The organism is Archangium sp. (genome assembly GCF_036388035.1).
GTDB lineage: Bacteria > Myxococcota > Myxococcia > Myxococcales > Myxococcaceae > Archangium.
This window is the reverse complement of record NZ_DASVSO010000374.1, coordinates 1-15,712: the sequence shown is the minus strand read 5'-3', so window position 1 is coordinate 15,712 and position 15,712 is coordinate 1. Positions and strand designations below refer to the sequence as shown.

The following is a 15,712-nucleotide window of genomic DNA, read 5'->3' as shown; positions in this document are numbered from 1 at the left end:
GGGACGGAGTCCGCCGGCAGCCGGGCGAGGTAGTAGTCGGTGACCTTCTGCGCCGTCTGCAGCATGCGCGCGTCCCGCGTGTACCGGTACGCCATGGTGAAGCCGTAGATGGCCCACGCCTGCCCTCGGGCCCAGGTGGAGCTGTTGCTGAACCCCTGGAACGTGCCCTTGGAGCGGATGCTGCCCGAGGTGCTGTAGTCCACCACGTGGAAGGTGCCGCCGTCGGCTCGCACCATGTCCGTCATGGTTTTCAGGGCATGGCGGAGCGCCATGTCCTTCCAGGCGGGATTGCCCCCGTTCTGCGAGGCCCAGAAGAGCAGCTCCAGGTCCACCATGGTGTCGGTGACCAGGGGAACCTGCCAGGCTGAGTTCCAATCGCAGCAGTCGATGACCCCTACCGTGGAGTTGAAGCGGGTGGCCAGCGAGCCGGCGGCCGTCAGCAGGACGTTCTGGTAGAAGGGGTCCCCTGTCAGCCGGTACGCGTGGCCGAAGCTGGGCATGAATTTGAAGCCCAGGTCATGCGTCTGGGTGTTGGTCTTCTGCACCTCCAGGTTGCGAGTCCAGGCATCCGCCTTCGTCTTCCAGAAGGGGTCTCGCCCCTGGTCGTAGAGGTACCAGAGCTGGCCTGGGAAGAAGCCCTGGACCCAGCCGATCATGTCGGTGTTGGGAACCAGCTTCCAGGTGCCGTCGGTGCTGGCCTTGGGGTACTGGTTCGTCGGTATCTGCGGATTCGTGGCGGAGCGGTTCAACTGCTGCCGGGCGAATTGGAGTGCCCGGTCCGCCGCCGCGTCATCAAAGGCTCGGGCCGGACCCGCCGCGAGTACGCAGAGGACTCCGGCCCATAGCCAGACAAAGGACTTGAAGGAGTGGTGTAGCCAGACAGAGAGTTTGCTTCGGTTGCTGTCAATCATGAACGTGCCCCCTTTCCCTGTTCATGCACACCCCACCCCGTGTCCGCCGGGGAAAAAGGGGTGTGCATGAGAGGTCCGCAGAGCCCGGCCATCCAGCATCCAGGCTTCGGGAGGGAGCGTCACATCAGGGCGGCGCGAGCTGCTTGAGGATGCTCACCGTGTCCACCGCGGCGGTGGACGGGGAGAGCGCCGTGTCGGCGATGCCGGACACCACGCGGGTGATGTTGTGGTCCACCACGCCCTCCTGGGCCCAGGTGCCCACCGTGGGGGCGGTGATGTAGACGGAGAAGGCGTGGTGCCCCGAGCCGGGGCGCTCGCCGATGATGTGCAGGAGGGCCCGGCGCGAGTCCTTCTCCGGCAGCGAGCCGTACAGCACCTCGCCGATGTGGTAGCCGGCGCGCACCCGCCCCGAGGTCACCACGACGGGCTGCGGTGCCACCTCGTAGCCCGCGGCCGTCAGCTCCGCCCGCACCCGCTCCAGGTACGGCGTGAGGTGTCCCTCGTCGGTGAGCGCGAAGGCGTTGAGTCCATCCGAGATGACGAGCTGCACGTTGTAGCGGCCCGCCTGGAGGTCTCGCAGCAGGTGGAGCGATTCCACGGCCCTCGCGGAGAGCTGCTCCCCCGAGGGTGGGTGGAGGATGTAGTCCATGCGGTCCTTGGACTCGGTGGCCACGCGCACCGCGCCGGGAAGCGCACTGGTGAAGGTCGGGGGCAGCTCGGCCCAGATGCTCCGCTTCGCGTCCTCGTAGAGGTCGCGGATCTCCCGGTCCAGCGCGGGGTTCAGGTCCCACGCCTGGGCACCGTGGCCCTCGGCCAGCCACACGCCCCGCTTGCGCACCTCCTCCATCCGCGCCTTGCCCTCGGCGAGCAGCTCCTCGCTCGGGCGCGTGTCGCCCTTGCGCCGCAGGTACTGGAGGTACACCCAGGTGGGGTCGCCGAAGTGCTCGGTGGGGCGGCCCCGCGCGTCGATGACGCCGAGTTCCTGGTAGAAGGCCCACATCCGGTCGTCCACCTTGTAGCCGAACTTCTCTCGGATGCGGACGTGGTCCTGGAACGCCGTGGTCAGGTAGCTGAGCATCGGGTCGTTCTTGGTGGGCAGCGCCATGAGGTAGCCGGGGTTGGCCGGCATGATCTGATCCAGGCACCAGTCGAGGTCATCCAGGTTGACCTCCATGTGCAGCGTGGAGCAGACGTCCAGGCCAATCATCAGCCCGTGCAGCTTGCCCATGACGATGTCCTCGAGGCAGCAGCGCACGAGCTGCTCGCGGGTGCGGAACACCTCGGGGCCGATGAAGCCCGCCACGTCGTTGAGGTGGACCCAGGGGGCGGCCTCCTTGCCGGCCCGGAGCTGCGCCTGGGCCACGTGCTGCTTGAGCACGCGCGCGAAGCCGTACTTGCGCGACTCGTGCACCACCATGTCGAAGCCTTCGCCATGGCCGTTGGTGCCGTCGGCGCCCTGGCCCGTCTCGAAGTAGAGGCCGTACTTGCCGGTGCGCTGGGCCGCGTGGGCCAGCATCTTGGGAAGGGTGACGTCGAACGTCCCGTTGGCGCCCTCGGTGCCGCCGAGGCTCTGGAACCACACGCCCGTGGTGCCCGGCTGCTGCTTCTCCACCTCGGCCTGGATGTCGATGTGGGACAGCACGCAGTGGGGCATGACGTCCGAGAGCGCGAACGTGTCCAGGACGTCCTTCAGGGCCGTCTCCACCGTGGCCACCGAGGCCACCTCGCTGGAGACGGGGTTGGTGCCGAGCACCACGTCCCCCACGGCGAAGGCCCAGCCGTTGAAGACCTGCCAGCGGATGTCGTCCGGGTGGTCCGTGGGCGAGTTGGGTTGGATGCGCGCGCCCAGGTAGCCCCGGGCGCCCACCTTGCTGCCGGGCAGCGGGTTGAAAACCTTGGCGCCGACGGCGACGAGCTCCTCGTTGCTCATCAGCTTCACCACGCAGGCGATGAGGTCGCTGCCCAGCCCGGGCATATAGGCCTTGATGGCCTCCTCCGGCTGGTCGAGGAGGAACGTCTTGAGGTCGCCCAGCGTCCAGCCCTCCAGGTTGGCGGCCATGGCGGGGTCCACGCCCTGCTCGATGAGGGAGAAGAGGCCATCCTCGAAGAGCGGATGGGCGCGCAGCTCGCCGATGCGGGTGTGGTGCAGCAGGCGGCGGGCGTTGGTGCGCGAGGTGTCGTCCGCCGCGGCCAGGCCCGCGGCCTCATCGCCCTCCTTGTACGCGTTGGCCGCGCCGATGATCTGCCGGTAGAGGGTCTGGTCGAAGCCGCCCCGGGTGCGCTCGAGGTAGCCGAAGACGCTCTCTCCCTCCTTCACCGAGGGGATGTACACGCCCGGTGGAGTCGTCGCGGGTGGCTTCTCCTCGCACCCGCCGAGGGCCAGCGCGGAGGCCCCCAGCATCAGCGAGGTCATGAATGTCCGGCGGCGCATCTCCACCGGCAGCCAGCGCTGGCGCGGGGATGGAGGAACGGGGCCTCGTGACAGGGCACGACGTGGCCGGACCCGATGCAGCGTCTTCATGGGGGCTCCCCTCGGTGATTTGAAGGGGAATTCTACGTGCAGCCCTGACGTGACAGGCAACACGGCACTGTCTGGGATTGAAAACTGGAGCCATTGCGCGAGGCTCCGATTCCGGAGAGCCTGCCGCGCATGAAGGAGCCGGAGCCCCCGCCGGGGAGGAGCCAGGACGACTCGCTGGAGGATCTGGACCTGCCGTTCCTCCAGGCGGTGGCGCTCCAGGTGTCGGTGTTGGCCATCGGTCTCCTCACCCGCGTCACGGATGTGGGGGTGCTGCTGGCGCGCCCGTGGTTGCTGCGGCCCTACCTGGGCATCTGGCTGGCGGAGCTGCTCCACTCGCCCTACCGGCCCCGGCGCACCTTCGAGGTGACGCGGGCGCTGAAGGCCAGTGGGCAGGGGTTCCGCGAGCTCATCTATGGCGAGACGCCGCTGCTCACGGCGCTCCGCTTCTTCCGTCGGGCCGGAGTGGGCCGGGGCAGCCGGGTGGTGGACATCGGAGCCGGGCGGGGGCGGGCGCTGCTCGCGGCGCGGTGGCTGGGGGCGGAGGCGCGCGGGGTGGAGCTGCTGGCGGACCATGTCGCGAGCGTGGCGGGACAGCTCCGGCCCGCGGGCATCACCCTCACCGTGGGAGATGCGACGCGCGAGGACCTGGGGGAAGCCACCCACGTCTTCGCGGCCTGGACGGCGTTGAGTCCCGAGACGAAGGCCCGCCTGGTGGAGCGCTTCCGCAGGTGTCGGCCGGGGACGCGCTTCCTCACGGTGTCACGGCCCATCGAGGGCGCGGGCTTCGTCCCCCTGGCTCACTACCGGATGCTCTTCACCTGGGGCTTCGAGTCGGTGTGGCTCCAGGAGTTCCGTCCGTGAGATGGGCGGGGACATAGCCCCCTGTCTCCAGGCTCCGTCCGCAGGCAGGCGACCAGGGGCTCCGCCCGCTCTGGTTCCCTCTCCCCTCGCACGGTAGAAGGAGGGTCCGTCCGATGAGCGTCGACACGTCCCCTCACCGTTTCCAGTACGTAGATGGCCTGAGAGGTCTCGCCGCGCTGGCCGTGACCCTGTTCCACCTCTTCATCGGCCCCCTCGTCCGGCCCCTCGAGAGCTGGACCCCGGCGGTGCTGAGCACCGTGCTGTGGCATGGCTATCTCGGCGTGCAGATCTTCTTCGTGCTCAGCGGCTACGTCATCGCGCACTCGCTGCGGGACACGACGATCGACCTGGGCTCCGCCGCGCGCTTCGCGCTCCGGCGGCAGGTACGGTTGGATCCTCCTTATTGGGTGGTGCTGGCCCTGGCCGTGCTCGACCAGGGGTTGCCCCTGCTGCTGCACCCCGAGCGCGCCGCGCCCATGCCCTCGCCCGGGTGGATCGCCGCGCACCTCATCTATGCCCAGCACTTCCTGGGCTGGGAAGACATCGTCACGGTCTTCTGGACGCTGTGCATCGAGGTCCAGTTCTACCTCCTCTTCATCGCGCTGCTCTGGCTCGCCACCCGGCTGGCGCGCCGCTCCGGTCCCGAGCTCATCCGCAGCCCCGTGCTGGGCGCGGTGCTCGCCCCGCTGGCCCTCGGCTCGCTCTTCTTCGTCGCGGACGCCGCCGCCTGGAAGCACCTCTTCCTCCCGCACTGGTACCTCTTCGTCCTCGGGTGCCTGACCTACTGGTGCGACTTCCGGCGTTGGTCCGGGTGGGCCCTGGTCGGCCTGTCGCTGGCCATCGCCGGCTGTGGTGCCTTCACGGGCGAGCTGGCGCCCTTCGCCGGGCTGGCCACGGCCGGGCTGCTCTTCGCCTCCGCTCGGCTGCCCGGACTGGCGCGGCTGTTCTCGGGACGGGTGCTGCAGTACCTCGGGCGCACCTCCTACAGCCTCTACCTCGTGCATTTCACGGTGGGCTACCGCGTGCTCAACGCCGGGCAGCGGCTCACCGGCGAGTCGCGGCCGGCCGCGCTGGCGTGGTTCGCGCTGTCCCTGCTGCTGAGCCTCGCCGCCTCCCACCTGCTGCACCGGTGGGTGGAGCTGCCGAGCGTCGCGCTCGCCCAGCGGCTCAAGACGCGCCTGCTCCCGCGCGACAAGGCAGTGCCTCTTCCCGGCCCCGCGCGCTGAGTTCAGTGCTCGGTGCGGCCCACCTGGCTCTGCCGGTAGGCCGAGGGCCGCAGGGCGTGCAGGAACCCGCGCGGCGTGATGCCGAGCCCGTCGCGGAAGGGATCGAAGCGCAGGCGCTCGGGGTCGAGCGCCACTTCCTCGCGCAGGAAGATGTCCGCCAGCGGCGTCCAGGTGTGGGGCAGCCCGTGCTCCTGGGGGAGGAGCTCGAAGGTGAGGACGCCGTGGCCCTCGCGCAGGGCCTCCCGGAGCCGCTGGACGCGCGAGCCCTGCCGCCGGGCGCCGTCCCGGAGCGAGGTGAGCCGCACCTTCGCCCGTCCCAGGCCCCGCACCATGAAGGGCGCGAGGCCGTAGTAGTCGTTCTCCAGCCAGTCGTGGACGTGGGTGGTGAAGAAGGCCGGGCCGAGCGTCCAGACGTGACGCAGGGTGGCGCACAGGAGGTCCTGGTCTCCGGGGGCGGCCTCCTCGGTGAGTCGCGCGTCGCGCCGGAAGCGCACCGTGGCGCCCAGGAGGTCCGGCCACTCGCGGCCGCCCCGCCAGGTGGCGGTGGAGAGCCGCACCAGCGCGGGGCCCGCGAGGCGCTCGGCCACCTCCGTGAAGGGCGGGTCGGTCCGCACGGGTATCACCTCGGCCTGGAGGCAGAGGCCCTCGGCGTGCACGGCCCGGGCGTGACGCTTCTCCGCCGTGACGCGAAAGCCCGGCCCCCACAGGCTTCCCACCGCGCGCCCGACCGCTTCTCGCCACTCGAACATGTGCCGACCCTCCGCGAGCACACGGTGGGGTGCGGTAGGCGCGTTCGGCCATTCCGGGCCCCGTGCCCGGGAGGAGGGGGGACAGGGGGCCTGCCGGGGACCGTTCAGCGGTGGGCCACCGGGTCCGACCGTAGCCTGGAGCACGATCCGGAAAGAACGGGCGGGCGTCAGGCGGGGAGGCGCATTAGTGTTGGAACGCCATGAACATCCCCTTCGTCATCGAGACCACCCACCGGGGCGAGCGCGCGTACGACCTCTACAGCCGGCTCCTCAAGGACCGGATTGTCATGTTGGGCACGCCGGTGAACGATGATGTGGCCAACATCATCGTCGCCCAGCTCCTCTTCCTCGAGTCCGAGGACCCGGACAAGGGCATCAACCTCTACATCAACTCGCCCGGAGGCTCGGTGACGGCGGGCCTGGCCATCTACGACACGATGCAGTACGTCAAGTGTCCGGTGTCCACCATCTGCATCGGGCAGGCGGCCTCGATGGGCGCGCTGCTGCTGCTCGCCGGGTCGACGGGCAAGCGCTACGCCCTGCCCAACGCGCGCATCATGATCCACCAGCCGCTGGGTGGCGCGCAGGGACAGGCCTCGGACATCGACATCCAGGCCAAGGAGATTTTGCGCCTGCGCTCGTACATCAACGGCCTCATCGTGAAGCACACGGGCCACAGCGTGGAGCGCATCGAGAAGGACACCGAGCGCGACTACTTCATGAGCGCCGAGGAGGCCCGGCAGTACGGCATCATCGACGAGGTGGTGAACAAGCAGATCCTCCTGCCGGCGGCCAACAAGACCTAGCCGTATTCCGAGGACCCGCCCGCCGCGTGCAATCGCTGCGGGCTGGGACTCGGCTGGATGCAACACTTGCGGGCCGGGCTCCGGGGCTCCTGTCGAGCCCCGAGTGAGCCGCCCGTGGCACGGACCATGCTCACCTTTGAACTGTCATGGTTCCGCTCCGCTCCGCACTCGCCCTCTTCTTCTTGAGCTCCACCCTCCTTGGCGTCGGCTGTGTCGGACCGACCCGGGAAGGTCGCATGCAGCCAGCGCCGCCGAACTCCGTCCAGCAGGAGATCGGCTACAACGACGTCATCCGCCTCAGCCAGGAGTACGCCCTCTCGGAGGGCTACGAGGTGGCCGAGGTCGCCGAGGCCGTCCAGGTGCGCCCCAACTACTGGCGCGTGCGCTTCGGCCTGGCGCCCCAGGGCTCGGGCAAGCTGCTGGACCTCGAGTTCGACGGGGCCCGTCCCCGCGTCGTCGGGTCCACCGAGGTGGGCGGCGCGGCGGGTCGTGGCACTCCGGGGCCGTGAGGCGCCTCGGAGCCCGGCTTCACGGCAGGGTGGAGAGGAATTCCGTCACGTCCTGCGCGAAGCGGTCCGCCTCTTCCAGGTAGGGGAAGTGCCCGCTCTGCTCGTACTCGAGGAGGGTGGCGCGCGGCAGGGCCTTCGCCAGTGCCCGCATCGTCTCCAGGCCGATGGCGTGGTCATGCTGCCCGCCGACGACGAGCACGGGCGCGGTGATGCGCTCGGAGGCCGTGAAGCGGTAGTCGGCCAGCTCGTTGGAGAACAGGGCCCGGGACAATTCCCCCGTGTTGCGCAGGCCGCTCTCCGCGTCCACCGCCTCCTGCATCTGGAGGTACACCGTGTTGCGGAACTGGAGCGAGTGGAAGAAGCCCGGTGCGTCCAGGCCCCGCAGCGCCCGCATCACCTGCGTGTAGTCCGAGGTGTCCTCGTCGGAAGCCGTCTCGGCGAGTCGCCCGGGGTGCAGGCGTTCGAGCTCGCGCCTCCAGGTGGCGAACGAGGCCGCCGAGTCGGACAGGCCGTCCACGTACACAATGCCCGCCACGTGCTCCGGGTGGCGCGCCGCGTACTCCAGCGCGAGCGTCCCGCCAAAGGAGTGGCCCAGCAGCACCCAGCGCTCCACGCCCAGCTCCTGGCGCAGCGCCTCCAGGTCCTCCACCAGCACCTCCAGCGAGTAGCGGCCGTCCCAGGGGCGCTCGGAGCGGCCACAGCCGCGCTGGTCCAGGTAGACCATGCGCCGGGCCTGCTCCAGCCGCGGCCCCATCAGCCGGGCGAAGCTGTAGCTGTTGTAGCCGGGGCCACCGTGGAGGAAGAGCACCGGGGCGCGCCAGAAGGGGGCGTCTCCGGCGACGCGGTAGTACAGCCGCACGCCATTGACGAAGCGGTGGTGCTCACCGGGGGCCAGCGGCGGCTCGGCCCCGGCGGCGCGGGGCGTGTGGGAACAGGCCACCAGCAGCGCACCCAGCACGGCACAACCCAGGACTCCCAGACGCGAGGAAGGCATGGCCCGTATGTGCCACGTCTCCCCTCGGGTTGCCCGGGCCGGGCGCGGAAACTGTCGCCCGTTGCCCGGCTCGACTGTCGGGTGGCGGCTACTCCACGCGGGTGATGCGATTCGTCTCCGGCGGGGTGCGCGGGGAGTGCGACTTCAACCACGCCTCCAGTGCATCCACGTCCACCATGCCGCCGCGCCGCTCCGTGCCCTCGGCGAGCACGCGGAAGCCATCTCCACCGCTCGCCAGGAAGCTGTTCACCGTGACGCGGTAGCGGCCGGCCGGGTCGATGGGCTGGCCATTCAACCGCGGGCTGGCCGGGTCCACCCGCTGGCCCAGGGGCGCCGAGGCCTTCCACGTATAGGAGAAGCCCCGCGAGGGCTGGAGGACGCGGGCGTGGCTGCCCTCCCACTGCTGCTCCAGCAGGGTGCGCAGCTGCGCGCCGGTGAGCGTCATCGTCACCAGGGCATTGCCGAAGGGCTGGAGGGTGAAGGCCTCGCCATAGGTGACGTCGCCCGCGTCGAGCTCCCCGCGGATGCCGCCCGGGTTCATGAAGGCCACCTGGGAGCCCGCGTCCTTCGTGGCCTCGAGCAGCGCGTCGGCGAGGGCGTTGCCCAGCGGGGACTCGCCCGAGGGCCACTCCTTGGCATTGGGCTGCCGGAGCGGCGCCGTCACCCGGCCGAGGACGCGCTCGCGCAGGGGCGCGGAGAGCGTGTCGTAGCGGTCCACGAGCGCCTGCACCTCGGGGACGCGCTCCACGTCCTGGGTGACGGGCACGTTGTGCGCGGTGGCCTCCACGACGTCTCCGGTGGCCGCGTCCAGCACGAGGTCGATGTCGGTGATGAGCCGCCCGTAGGAGGCCCCGCTGGTAACGCGCTTGCCGTCGATGACGCAGTTGTACGCCTGGTGGGTGTGGCCGGTGACGAACACGTCCACCGCCTTGTCCACCCCCTTGACGATGTCGACGATGGGGCCGGAGATGCCCTCGCACCCGTCGTACAGGCCCGACTGGTTGCCGCCCTCGTGCACCACCACGACGATGGCCTCCACGCCCTGCCGCTTCAGCTCGGGCACCAGGGCGTTGACCGTCTCCACCTCGTCGCGGAACTGGAGCCCCACGATGCCCGAGGCGTCGACGATTTCAGGGGTGCCCTCCAGCGTCATGCCGATGAAGGCCACCTTCACGCCCTCGAACTCGCGGACGGCGTAGGGAGGGAAGAGGGTGGGGCCCTGGGGCGTGCGCACGTTGGCGGCGAGGTAGCTGAAGCGGGCGCCGGCGTAGGGCGTGCCATCCTGGCAGCCGTCCACCGGGTGGCAGCCGCCGGACTGCATGCGCTGGAGCTCGGTGGTGCCCTCGTCGAACTCGTGGTTGCCCACGGCCGCGAGGTCCAGGCCCATGAGGTTCATGGCCTCGAGGGTGGGCTCGTCGTGGAAGAGGGCGGAGACGAGGGGGGTGGCGCCGATGAGGTCTCCCGCGGCCACCACCACCGTATTCGGGTTGGTGGCGCGCAGGTTGGCGAGGTGCCGGGCGAGGAAGCTGGCGCCGCCGGCCTTCACCTTGGTGAGGCCCGTGCGGAGCTCACCAGAGGAGCCCGGGGGTGGAGCGAGATGGCCGTGGAAGTCGTTGAGGGCCAGCACCTGCACGCGCACCTGGCGGGAGCGGGCCATGGCGTCCGAGCTGGTGGACGGGGACGGGCCACCGGCATGGGCGCAGGAGAGGAGCAGCGCACCGGAGAGCAGCAGGGCGCGGAAGGGGGAGCGAGAGGAGGAAGGAGGCGTTCGCATGCGAGCGCCCCTATGTCTCACAATCCGGACGATTCCGCCCGCCCCCCGCTTCACCGTAGAGTGTTGGCGCTTTTCTGACCGAGGGGGAAACGCCTATGTGGGCCCGCTCATACACAGTCCGTGCAGTACTCGCCGTGGGGTTTCTCGTCCTCTTCTACGTGGTGGCGGTGGGCACGGCGCTCGGCCTGCTCTCCATCCCGTACTTCCTCTACACGGTGGCGCACCGCGTCCACGTGCAGCTCACCCTCATCTGCGCGTTGGGGGCGGGTGCCATCCTGTGGAGCCTCGTGCCGCGAGGCCCCGCGTTCCAGCCGCCCGGGCCGCTTCTCACCGAGGAGGAGCACCCGCGGCTGTTCGCCACCATCCGCGACGTGGCCCGGCGCATGGACGCGGAGATGCCCGCGGCGGTGTACCTCATCCCGGACGTGAATGCCTTCGTGGCGCAGGTGGGCGGCTTCCTGGGCTTCGGCGGCCGGCGCGTCATGGGCATCGGCCTGGGCCTGCTGTCGGTGGACAACCTCTCCCAGTTCCGCGCCACCGTGGCTCACGAGTTCGGCCACTTCAAGGGCGGTGAGACGAAGCTGTCCGGCCTCATCTACGCCACGCGCGCGGCCATGGGCCGCACCCTGGAGAACCTGGGGCAGAGCGGTCGCAACCTGCTGCAGCTTCCCTTCGCGTGGATGCTGCGCATGTACATGCGCATCACCCAGGCCATCAGCCGGCAGCAGGAACTGGTGGCGGACGAGTGGAGCCTGCGCATCGCCGGCAAGCAGGCGCACATCACCGGCCTGCGGCAGGAGGGCATGCATGGGGTGGGCTTCTCCCTCTTCATGGACTACGAGGTGCTCCCGTTGGGGCGGCTGGGCGTGGTGCCGGACAACTTCTTCGAGGGCTACCGCCGCTACATCGGCAGCTCGGGCTGGCAGCGGATGCAGCCGAAGGTGAAGGCGCTGCTGGCCGAGCGGAAGACGGACCCGTACGACTCGCACCCGGGCCTGGAGGAGCGCATCGCCTTCGCCGAGAAGGTGGAGGTGCCGGACCAGCCCATGGACGAGACGCCCTCGTACACGCTGCTCTCGGACGTGGAGGCGCTCGAGAAGCGCTACACGGACGAGATGCGGCCCCAGGAGCTGAAGCTCATTCCCTGGTCCGAGACGGGGACGCGCTGGAGCGTGCTGTGGAACGAGACGGCCAACCGTGTGCAGGCGCGGGTGCCGGACTTCTCGCTGGCCCGGGTGCCGGTGCTGCTCGAGGACGCCGCCGCGCGGGAGTCCTTCGCCGAGGCCGTCAACCCGCGGCTGGTGGGCTACAAGGCGCCGGACCGCGACGCGCGGGTGCGCGAGACGGTGGGCCACGCGGTGAGCGCGTACCTGGCGAGCATCCTCGGCCGGCACGGCCTGGCCTGGACGACGTCTCCGGGCGAGTCGCTGAAGCTGGAGCGCCATGGGACGCTGGTGGACCCGACGGCGCTCGTCGAGGGGCTGCTGGCGGGCACGCGTGGACTCGAGGAGCTGGAGCGCGTGTGCTCCCAGCACGCGGTGGCCGGGGACGCCACGTGGAAGGTGCAGGGCAAGGAGCATGAGGATGCGCTCGCGCCCCGGGCCCCGGTGAAGGTGCAGCGGGCCCAGGATGGGGCGGAGGTGCGGGCCCCGCTCGCGCGCCTGGGCCTGCCCCAGTGCTGCGCGCTGTGCTGCGGCTCCCTCGCCGGCCACGTGGAGACGGACTTCCGCGTGGGCGGGGTGCTGAGCGACAGCGGCCACGTCACCTTCGAGGTGCCCACCTGCGAGGCCCATGCGCAGCGGGCGCACGAGGCCTTCCGGGTGAAGGGCTACGAGCAGGGCGCGGACCTCATCACCCTCGAGGTGCCCAACGCCGAGTACGCGGAGCTCCTCCAGCGCTGCAACACGTGAGGGCCGTCAGTGCACGGATCTCGGCCCGGAGTGCTCCGGCGTCGGGAGCGGCAACTGCTCGCGCGAGACGGTCTCGTGCCCCGTGGCCTTGCCCGTCTCGAGCAGCGACTTGAAGCGCAGCAGGTCGTCATCCATCTGCTTCTTGGGGTCCACCCCCAGCAGCCTGGCGAAGCCATGGCCCAGCGCGCCCGCGGGTGGGTTGTAGGACAGGCGGATGTCCAGCCGCGTGGAGCGGCCGCCGTTGGCCCGCTCGAAGCGGATGATGCCGGCGTTCTCCACCGTGGAGCCCTCCACGCTCTTCCAGGCGAGCACCTGATGGGGGATGAGCCGGGTGGTGAGGGCGTCCCACTCGAAGACGATGCCGGCCGGGCCCTTCACCCGCCAGTGGGAGCGGTCCTCGCCGCTGGTGCGCACCTCCTCCACATGGCTCATGAAGAGGGGGAAGTTCTCCATCGCCCGCCAGAAGCCGAACACCTCCTCCACCGGCGCATGGACGAGGATGTCCTTGTGCAGCGCGATGGCCTGGCGCCCGGCACCCACGCCGGTGAGGCGCTTGAGCTCGAGGTTGGTGATGCTGCGCAGGGTGAGGAGCGAGCCGAGGAAGGCCGCGCTTCCCCCCACCAAGCCGCGCTGCCATAGCCCCAACGTCAGCAGGCTGCCGCCACAGATGCCCCCGAGGAAGCGCGCCGCGGGCGACCAGTTGTGCTGGAGGAACTCGGGCCTGTCTCCCGTGCGCACCTTGCCGCCTTGCAGCTCCGGGTGGTTGCTGGCTTGCTTGTGCACCTGCAGGTTGTCGATCACATCCAGCACCCCGCGCACACGCGCGATGCGGGCGAGCACCTTGGGATGCTCGACCTTCAGGATGTCCCCCTCGAGCCGTACCCGGCCGATCTCCACGTTCACCCGGATGGCGTGCGGGTGCGAGCACACGCGGCCGAGCGCCGAGCGGACGCGGGCCTCGATGGTCCTGTCGTCCACCTCTTCCCGGCGCATCCGCCCCTGGGTCTCGAAGAAGAAGCCGCGCACGCGGTGGAGGATGTCGCGCCCCACCACGCGGGCCGCGTTCTCGACCGCATGGAGGGTGTGCAGGGCCTTGTCGTGCGTCACGGCGCGACGGCGCCGACCGCTGCGGGGGTCCGCCCAGTACATCACCCCCACGCCCACCCCCACGCCTCCCACGATCCACCCGGTAGCTCTCATTTCCACGCCCTCCTGGGAACTCAGGTAGAACCCAACGTAGGGGCAGGTAGGAGGTTTAGCAGCAAGCAGGCGAGGGCCTTCCTCCTTGGCCGCCTCATACCCCGACCTACGCCCATGAGCAGATTGAGGACGAAGGAGGGGAATCATGCCTGTTCTGCCGCCCACGGAGCCCGGAGCCCCGGTGAAGGAGCCGGAGCCTCAGAAGTCGCCGCAGCGCAACCCGGAACCCCAGGGACCGCCGGAGGTGGATCCACCCCGGAGGCACGCGCCGGAGATTGAACCGCCGACGCGCCAGCCGCCGGAGATCGAACCGCCCCGGCACGAGCCACCCATGGAGGACCCCATCCGCAGGTCCGAGCCCGAGGCCCAGCCTCCAGGCATCCACGAGGCGCCCGACCCGGGCCAGTCGCCCATGGGTCAGCCGACCATCATCGCCTGAGTCAGCGCGGGAGGTTGGCGCAGGCCCGCTTGTCGCCGCCGTCACACGCGCGGCGGAGCAGCTCGGTGGCCCGAGCGTCGTTCTTCTCGGCGCAGGTGCCCGTGCGGTGGCAGATGGCGGCGCTGAAGCAGCCCGCCGCGTCACCCGCCTCGCACCCGCGCATATAAAGGAGGTAGGCCCGGGCGGGGTCGGCGGCCGGCACGCCGCGGCCCTGCCAGTGGAAGGTGCCCAGCGTCACGCAGGCACGAGCGAAGCCCGCGTCACACGCCTGGGTGTACAGCTCGACGGCGCGCGGGGCGTCGCCCTTCTTCTCGGCCTCGGCGGCGGCGTCCAGGCACCCCTTCACGGTGGCGCCCGGGCACTTGTCGTCCTGGCGCGCCAGGAGGGCCTGCTGCTCCGCGGCCTTGTTGTCCTTGCCCGCCGTGCTCTTCTCCTGCGAGCAGGCCCCCGACACCACCGACAGCAGCGCCAACACCCAGACTCGTCTCAAGCGGTCCTCCCGGCTCTTGCGGCGCCGGACCCTAGCAGACCGGGAAGCGCGCGGAGCGGGCTCCCGCTCAGTCTCCCGTGCTCCCCTGCGGGAAGAGGTGCTCGATGACCTGCGCGTAGGTGTTGCTGACGATGTGCCGCCGCACCTTCAGCGAGGGCGTCAGCTCGTTGCTCTCGACGGTGAAGTCGCGTGGGAGGATGGCGAACTTGCGGATGGACTCCGCGCGCGACACCGAGCGGTTGGCCGCCTCGACCGCCTGGCCCACCTCCGCGCGCAGCTGTGGATCCTCCACCATGGACTCCAGCGGCTGCCCGGCCTTGCCATTCTTCCGCGCCCACTGAGCGTAGGCCCCGGTGTCGAGCGTGATGAGCGCCGCCACGAACGGCTTGCCCTCGCCCACCACCATGGCCTGGCTGACCAGCGGGTGCTCGCGGATGCGATCCTCCAGCGGCCCCGGGGCCACGTTCTTGCCGGCCGCGGTGACGAGGATCTCCTTCTTGCGGCCGGTGATGCGCAGGAAGCCCTCCTCATCCAGGCTCCCGAGGTCTCCCGTCTGGAGCCAGCCGTCCGGGGTGAAGGTGCGCCGCGTGGCCTCGTCGTTGTGCCAGTAGCCCTGGAAGACCTGCGGCCCCTTCACGAGGACTTCTCCATCCTCCGCGATGCGCACGGTGGTGCCGGGCACCGGCCGGCCCACCGTGCCAATGCGCACGCCGTCCTCGGCGTTGAGGGTGAGCACCGGGCTCGTCTCGGTCATGCCGTAGCCCTCGAACACCTTCACGCCGATGCCGTGGTAGAAGTGGTTGAGCCGCTCGGGCAGGGGCCCACCGCCCGACACGGCGAAGCGCAACTGGCCGCCCATCACCTCGCGCAGCTTGCGGTACACGAGCCGATCGAAGAGCGCGTGCTGGACCCGCGTGAGGAGGGAGACGCGGCCGGCGGAGCGCTCGCGCGAGAACTCGATGGCCACCTCCGTGGCCACGTCGAACATCCGCGTATGGCCCGCCTGCTCGGCCTTCTGCTGCGCCGCCTGGTACACCTTCTCCAGCACCCGAGGCACCATGCCGAACCACGTGGGCCGGACCATGCCCAGCTCCTCGGTGAGCTTGCTGGCGCTGCTGGCGAAGGCCACCGGGTTGCCGCGCTCGAACGCCACGAGGAAGAGCATCTTCGCCAGCGTGTGGGCGAGCGGCAGGAACAGCAGCGTCCGGTCCCGCTCGGTGATCAACTTGCCGGCCTGGTGCATCACCTGCAGGGTATTCGTCCGGATGTTGGCGTGGGTGAGCAGGCAGCCCCGGGGCCGTCCGGTGGTGCCCGAGGTATAG

At 70.3% G+C, this 15,712-nt stretch carries 13 protein-coding genes and 1 pseudogene; 6 read left to right on the top strand and 8 right to left on the bottom strand.

Annotation, left to right across the window (positions count from 1 at the left end):
* Nucleotides 1-911: pseudogene (locus tag VF697_RS15270) on the bottom strand (glucuronylhydrolase); the annotation flags it as partial.
* Between the two features lie 124 nt (nt 912-1,035).
* Nucleotides 1,036-3,312: an ethanolamine ammonia-lyase subunit EutB gene (eutB, locus tag VF697_RS15265; RefSeq protein WP_414641292.1), complete on the bottom strand. Its 2,277-nt coding sequence runs from the start codon at nt 3,310-3,312 to the stop codon at nt 1,036-1,038.
* Between the two features lie 249 nt (nt 3,313-3,561).
* Here eutB and VF697_RS15260 point away from each other — a divergent pair, with 249 nt between their 5' ends.
* The gene (locus VF697_RS15260; protein ID WP_331095612.1) at nt 3,562-4,293 is read left to right on the top strand and encodes a class I SAM-dependent methyltransferase; all 732 of its coding nucleotides are present in this window, start codon (nt 3,562-3,564) and stop codon (nt 4,291-4,293) included.
* Nucleotides 4,294-4,406: 113 nt separating this feature from the next.
* Nucleotides 4,407-5,519 carry an acyltransferase gene (locus VF697_RS15255; RefSeq protein ID WP_331095610.1) on the top strand — a complete coding sequence of 371 codons (1,113 nt, stop codon included), beginning with the start codon at nt 4,407-4,409 and terminating at the stop codon, nt 5,517-5,519.
* 2 nt (nt 5,520-5,521) lie between these two features.
* Here the strand turns inward: VF697_RS15255 and VF697_RS15250 are convergent, their stop codons facing one another.
* Nucleotides 5,522-6,268: a hypothetical protein gene (locus VF697_RS15250; RefSeq protein ID WP_331095608.1), complete on the bottom strand. Its 747-nt coding sequence runs from the start codon at nt 6,266-6,268 to the stop codon at nt 5,522-5,524.
* 200 nt (nt 6,269-6,468) lie between these two features.
* Here VF697_RS15250 and clpP point away from each other — a divergent pair, with 200 nt between their 5' ends.
* Both clpP and VF697_RS15240 read left to right on the top strand, forming a co-directional pair.
* Complete coding sequence (gene clpP / locus VF697_RS15245) at nt 6,469-7,074, top strand: ATP-dependent Clp endopeptidase proteolytic subunit ClpP (RefSeq protein ID WP_331095606.1); 606 nt, start codon at nt 6,469-6,471, stop codon at nt 7,072-7,074.
* 236 nt (nt 7,075-7,310) lie between these two features.
* A complete protein-coding gene (locus VF697_RS15240) occupies nt 7,311-7,583 on the top strand; it encodes a hypothetical protein (RefSeq protein ID WP_331095605.1) in 273 nt (90 codons plus the stop codon).
* Between the two features lie 19 nt (nt 7,584-7,602).
* Here the strand turns inward: VF697_RS15240 and VF697_RS15235 are convergent, their stop codons facing one another.
* Nucleotides 7,603-8,577: an alpha/beta hydrolase gene (locus VF697_RS15235; RefSeq protein ID WP_331095603.1), complete on the bottom strand. Its 975-nt coding sequence runs from the start codon at nt 8,575-8,577 to the stop codon at nt 7,603-7,605.
* Between the two features lie 88 nt (nt 8,578-8,665).
* Nucleotides 8,666-10,351, bottom strand: a complete 1,686-nt coding sequence (locus VF697_RS15230; RefSeq protein ID WP_331095601.1) for a bifunctional metallophosphatase/5'-nucleotidase — start codon at nt 10,349-10,351, stop codon at nt 8,666-8,668.
* Between the two features lie 134 nt (nt 10,352-10,485).
* Here VF697_RS15230 and VF697_RS15225 point away from each other — a divergent pair, with 134 nt between their 5' ends.
* Nucleotides 10,486-12,261 (top strand): M48 family metallopeptidase, encoded by a 1,776-nt coding sequence (locus tag VF697_RS15225; protein ID WP_331095600.1) that lies wholly within the window; start codon nt 10,486-10,488, stop codon nt 12,259-12,261.
* 6 nt (nt 12,262-12,267) lie between these two features.
* Here VF697_RS15225 and VF697_RS15220 read toward each other — a convergent pair whose 3' ends face one another.
* Complete coding sequence (locus VF697_RS15220; RefSeq protein WP_331095598.1) at nt 12,268-13,461, bottom strand: SRPBCC family protein; 1,194 nt, start codon at nt 13,459-13,461, stop codon at nt 12,268-12,270.
* A 145-nt stretch (nt 13,462-13,606) separates the two neighbouring features.
* Between VF697_RS15220 and VF697_RS15215 the strand changes: the two genes are divergently transcribed.
* Nucleotides 13,607-13,900: a hypothetical protein gene (locus VF697_RS15215; protein WP_331095596.1), complete on the top strand. Its 294-nt coding sequence runs from the start codon at nt 13,607-13,609 to the stop codon at nt 13,898-13,900.
* A 1-nt stretch (nt 13,901) separates the two neighbouring features.
* Here VF697_RS15215 and VF697_RS15210 read toward each other — a convergent pair whose 3' ends face one another.
* Nucleotides 13,902-14,390, bottom strand: coding sequence for a hypothetical protein (locus VF697_RS15210; protein ID WP_331095594.1), 489 nt, complete (start codon nt 14,388-14,390; stop codon nt 13,902-13,904).
* Between the two features lie 67 nt (nt 14,391-14,457).
* Nucleotides 14,458-15,712, bottom strand: a 1,255-nt coding sequence (locus VF697_RS15205) for an AMP-dependent synthetase/ligase (protein ID WP_331095592.1), incomplete at its 5' end; no start/stop codon positions are given.